This is a genomic window from Xenorhabdus griffiniae (assembly GCF_015163655.1).
GTDB lineage: Bacteria > Pseudomonadota > Gammaproteobacteria > Enterobacterales > Enterobacteriaceae > Xenorhabdus > Xenorhabdus griffiniae.
Genome location: NZ_JADEUF010000171.1, coordinates 1 through 4,805, shown reverse-complemented (window position 1 = coordinate 4,805; position 4,805 = coordinate 1). Strand labels below are relative to the sequence as shown.

The 4,805-nt window shown below is 47.2% G+C and carries 5 protein-coding genes and 1 pseudogene; 2 read left to right on the top strand and 4 right to left on the bottom strand.

The genetic code is table 11. From position 1 onward, the window contains the following. Positions 1 to 93, top strand: a pseudogene (locus tag IQ211_RS20250) (IS982 family transposase); the annotation flags it as partial. Between the two features lie 401 nt (positions 94 to 494). On the opposite strand, the gene IQ211_RS17885 reads toward IQ211_RS20250, so the two are convergent. After that, a complete protein-coding gene (locus IQ211_RS17885) occupies positions 495 to 947 on the bottom strand; it encodes an SUKH-3 domain-containing protein (protein WP_189761275.1) in 453 nt (150 codons plus the stop codon). Positions 948 to 950: 3 nt separating this feature from the next. Continuing rightward, the gene (locus tag IQ211_RS19740) at positions 951 to 2,087 is read right to left on the bottom strand and encodes an RHS repeat domain-containing protein (RefSeq protein WP_476756475.1); all 1,137 of its coding nucleotides are present in this window, start codon (positions 2,085 to 2,087) and stop codon (positions 951 to 953) included. 166 nt (positions 2,088 to 2,253) lie between these two features. Between IQ211_RS19740 and IQ211_RS17875 the strand changes: the two genes are divergently transcribed. Further along, positions 2,254 to 2,574, top strand: coding sequence for a SymE family type I addiction module toxin (locus tag IQ211_RS17875; protein WP_189761276.1), 321 nt, complete (start codon positions 2,254 to 2,256; stop codon positions 2,572 to 2,574). Positions 2,575 to 2,644: 70 nt separating this feature from the next. On the opposite strand, the gene IQ211_RS17870 is transcribed toward IQ211_RS17875, so the two are convergent. Both IQ211_RS17870 and IQ211_RS17865 read right to left on the bottom strand, forming a co-directional pair. Continuing rightward, positions 2,645 to 3,007 carry a hypothetical protein gene (locus IQ211_RS17870; RefSeq protein WP_223281885.1) on the bottom strand — a complete coding sequence of 121 codons (363 nt, stop codon included), beginning with the start codon at positions 3,005 to 3,007 and terminating at the stop codon, positions 2,645 to 2,647. Beyond that, on the bottom strand, positions 3,004 to 4,805 hold a 1,802-nt coding region (locus IQ211_RS17865), incomplete at its 5' end, for an RHS repeat domain-containing protein (protein ID WP_276529790.1). The genes IQ211_RS17865 and IQ211_RS17870, both read right to left, overlap by 4 nt.

Below are 4,805 nucleotides of genomic sequence, written 5' to 3'. Positions count from 1 at the left end.
CTGCTTTCTCACACATTAGGTATTTTTGCCAACTTTAAACAAGGTAAAAAACAACGCGATTGGCTTCAACAAACTCTCGTTATTGGGTGTTAAAGTCGAGCATCGCGTTAAATTCAATATTCCATAGGCATAAACTGTAATACCATGATATTTGAGTACTTATATTAAAGTAGCATAATTCATTTTATTCTCTCTCTGCCATTTTAGCAAAAATATTCATCCCGCGAGAGGGCACTTTAATAGTGTCTGTTTCTTTGTTTTCAATAAATACACATCTACCATACCCACCTGGCCGAACAACCGATTGAATGAACTTCTGCCCTGGCCTGAAAACCCGTTTAGCTCAACCCCACTTTGTGCTTATCTGGCAATGCAAGGTGAGATCACCGGACGGTTACGAAGAAAGCCGGAAGATCATGGGATCTTTCCAGCCTTTTAATAATATAAACATGACTAACTTTAATTTTAAAATTAAGCCATATCAGAACAATCTATTATTCTAATTGAGTAAAATCATGATCAAAAAATAAATTTTGCAGTGCCGATTCTATATCATTTCCTATTAAGCAAAAATAATCATCATATCCACCATAAATACCACCTGATTCAGATAGGAAAAATGTCATATGTTCAGAAAAGCCTATACCTATTGGACATAATCTATTTTTAATTATGCTTTCATAATGTTCTACCCATAATGGATCTAGCCAATCTGCTGGCTTCGTCGGAGTAAAATCACTTACATCTATATCTGTTGGATCCGCATAAGCTTCATGTTCAACCTTTATCCCGCCCAAATTATGAAAAAATTTCAGAGCATTATTATGAACGTAATAACCTTTTTCCTTTAGCACAGATAAATATTTATCAATATTTATTGACCTATTAGGAAACCACCCATTTATAAGTAATGTTTCCTTTATTGCATTATTAAATGAATAACACATATTTTATCCTGTTAATACTTTGATACCCAAACGGTTGAATGTATATTGGCAGTTTTTACATTTTGGAAATGCACTTCCATCACCAGTTCGCACTGTTGCCATTTCTAAGTCATGAAGAGAAGAACCACCTTTTATGGCCTTATTAACTGCATCAATTTCACCACAGTTATTTACTGACCAAGGTTCTAAACTTTTAGAAGGCATTTCAACACCAAGTCTTGCTGAGATTTTTTGAGGTTTAGTGCCACTAAAACCATAGAATACATCACCTGTTCTGGTATTTTTAACAACCGTTGTAGCTGTTGGTCTCCTAATTCCATTAGCTTTACTGTATTCCCTGACTTCTTTGGCTTTTCTTTGAGCTAATTCAAATGCATTAAAGCTTGATAAGCCAAATGGATCAACCCAGCTTGTTGGGTTTTTAACATAAGAATAAGGATTAAGACCACCATTTAATCCCAACGGATCAGGCGTCAGGTAACAACTGGCCACTGGCGAATAATACCTAAACCGATTGTAGACTAACCCGCTCTCTTCATCCAGCCACTGGCCGGCATATTGTAAGCCCGGATTGAAGTCGGCATTTTCACCCCGCATGCCCAGCCGCAGCCCGTATAAACTCTGCGGCGGCTGGCGCCAGACGCGGTGACCGGCTTCATCGAACAAGGCCAGTGGTTCCCCGGTTGGTGCACACACCGCATACTGCGTCTGCACTTTTCCGGCCAGTAATTCACAGCGGTTTTCCGGATCCGGCGTAAAAAACTGCACCTGCTGCGCCAGCAATTGCCAGCCGTCGAACACCAGATGGCGGATACAGTGTAACCGGTTGTGCCGGTACTCCCGGATTTCCGCGGGCACATCGCCGTCCCACAGGTAAGTCGTGCGCTCGCCCGACCGCTCACACACCTTTTCAGTGCGTCGCCCGAAGGCATCATAGCGGTAGGCCCACTGCTGGCCACCCGGCGTCTGTACCCCAATGAGTTGGTTTTGGCTGTTCCAGCGAAATTTGGTCAGTTGCGGGCGGTGGCCTTCCTGCCAGAGCTGCATGGCCGTCATGCGACCGGCATCGTCATACTCAAACAAGTGTTGACCGACCTGGCGTAACCGATGCCCTTTTTGGTAGAGCCGTTCCCCCTCAATCTCATTGACGCCATCAAAACGGCGGGCAGGGTAACATCAGTCACGGCGCTGGGATTCAGCAAGGCAGGCCGCTAAGAAGAAAGAGTAGTCCATAAAATGATCGCATTCTGACCGTGTTGGAGCACGACCAGAATGCTAACCACAACCAACTTAGTAGGAGTTGAATATGGCTAAGGCGCATTCTAAGCAAAACCGCGCGGTAAATAAAGCCGCCAAAACAGAACGTTATTACACCGTGGGATACGTGCCGCAAAATGACAAGGCCAAAGCACCGCCTGCAATACGCTTGCAAGGCCAGTGGCTTAAGGCGGCCGGGTTTGATATTGGCGGCACGCTCACGGTTAAAATCATGGACGGTTGTCTGGTGCTTATTCCTGACAGCGATGATACCTGTACAATTAAGCAACAATATCAGCGCCAGCAAGACCAGCTTAGTGAGATTAAGCTGCGAATGCGGGAGCTGATTGGCGACTACAAAAGCCGCTAAGGGCAGGAACTGAGCAGCTCTTAAAAAGAAGAAAGCCGGAAGATTTTGGGATCTTTCCGGCTTTCTATTTCTAGCTAATTAAATTATCAAGCCATTCATTAATGATACGTTTAACATTTGATAGGTTTTCTTCGGAAAAAGAACAAATTACAACCAGTTCATTTTTCCCGTTGGAGTCTACCCAATATCGGACACTATCTAACTCTTCTAACGGTTCTTGAATTATTTTTATAGATTTATCGGTTAACTTAGATTTTGCAGAAAAAATGGGATTAGCATCCATAAATTTCATTCCGTTACTATAATGAGTATTATAATAAGGTATGATCCATTCACTTCTACGATCATTGATAATACTTAAAAATAAGCTATCCCAATATTTTTCAAGTTCACAATAAACTTGTTCGTCATTCAAATAGTTCTCAAACATCATGGGCATTTCCTGATTGTTGGTGAGTCAGGAACAAAAGCCTTGCCTGTCGTTACTTCAATATCGACACGTTCATGAGCAGTTCCCTTAACTAAAAAAGTTTTACTAACTTGGGCATCAACTCCACCGCCTTTTTCCGCACTCAGAATGAATTTTCTTGCTTTATCAAATTCAGCTTTTCTAAGTTTTCTATCTTTGTTACTTAGACTTGCTTCAAGGGAATCAAGACCCGCTAACGCATCTTTTGCTGTAATAGGCGTATCTTGTGCCCAAGCAAAAGACTCTTCTAATTTGCTCCCCTGAGCCTGAATTCTCCCCCTGTGCTTTGGTTGCAATCCAAGAGGATCTATCCAGATCGTTGGGTTTTTGACATATGAATATGGGTTGTTTCCTCCAAGTAACCCAATGGGATCCGGCGTCAGATATTGCCCCGCCACCGGCGAATAATACCTGAACCGATTGTAGACTAACCCGCTCTCTTCATCCAGCCATTGCCCGGCATATTGTAAGCCCGGATTGAAGTCGGCATTTTCACCCCGCATGCCCAGCCGCAGCCCGTATAAACTCTGCGGCGGCTGGCGCCAGACGCGGTGCCCGGCTTCATTAAACAATGCCAGCGGCTCCCCTGTCGGCGCACACACCGCGTACTGGGTCTGGATTTTTCCGGCCAGTAATTCACAGCGGTTTTCCGGATTTGGGGTAAAAAACTGTACCTGCTGCGCCAGCAACTGCCAGCCGTCGAACACCAGATGGCGGATACAGTGCAAGCGGTTGTGCCGGTACTCCCGGATTTCCGCCGGCACATCCCCGTCCCACAGGTAGGTGGTGCGCTGGCCTGACTGGTCACACACCTTTTCGGTGCGCCGCCCGAAGGCATCATAGCGATAGGCCCACTGCTGGCCGCCCGGCGTCTGTACCCCAATGAGTTGGTTCTGGCTGTTCCAGCGGAACTGGGTCAGTTGCGGGCGGTGGCCTTCCTGCCAGAGCTGCATGGCCGTCATGCGACCGGCCTCGTCATATTCAAACAGGTGTTGACCAACTTGGCGTAACCGATGCCCTTTTTGGTAGAGCCGTTCCCCCTCAATCTCATTGACGCCATCAAAACGGCGGGCGGGGTAACCGCAGGCGTCGTACTGATAATGCTCCCGCAACCGCTCGCCGTCACTAACTGACGTCACCTGCCCGTTGCCATTGACCACATAGCGCAGCCACTGCCGCTCATCATTGGCCGCCACCAGATTGAGCGCCGCATCGTAACGGTATTCCCTGTCCAACCCCGCCAACGTGGGCTGCGGAATATCGGCTACCTCGTGGGCCTCAAAAAACTCGGTATTGCGCCCGGCACGCTGCGCGGTCAGTTGCCCCATCAGGGAATGTTCCTGACGCAGGATAAACCCTTTATCCGACTGGCGATGCCACTCGTGCCCGTCTTCATCCCGTTCTATACGGAGAACATGTTCCCCCTTCAGGCTGACCTGTTTCAGCTCCCCGACCGCATTCGCTTCAACGGTGACCGACCAGTTCGGCCCGCCCACCGGATAATAGGTGCTTTCGACGCTCACACTGTCCGGGTAATCACGCTGAATATCGCCGTGGGGCTGCGTTTCTTTCACGATGCGGTCTTGCTCATCGTATTCAAACGTCAGCGGGGCACTGTCAGGGGCCGTCACGGCCAGTAAACGCCCCAGTCTATCGTATTGGTAGGCCGTGGTGCCTTCCGGGGTGTGCATCGCCGTCAGGCGGCTGGCAGCATCGTACTCAAAGCGCGTGATATTCCCCAGCGCATCCCATTTTTCAGTAC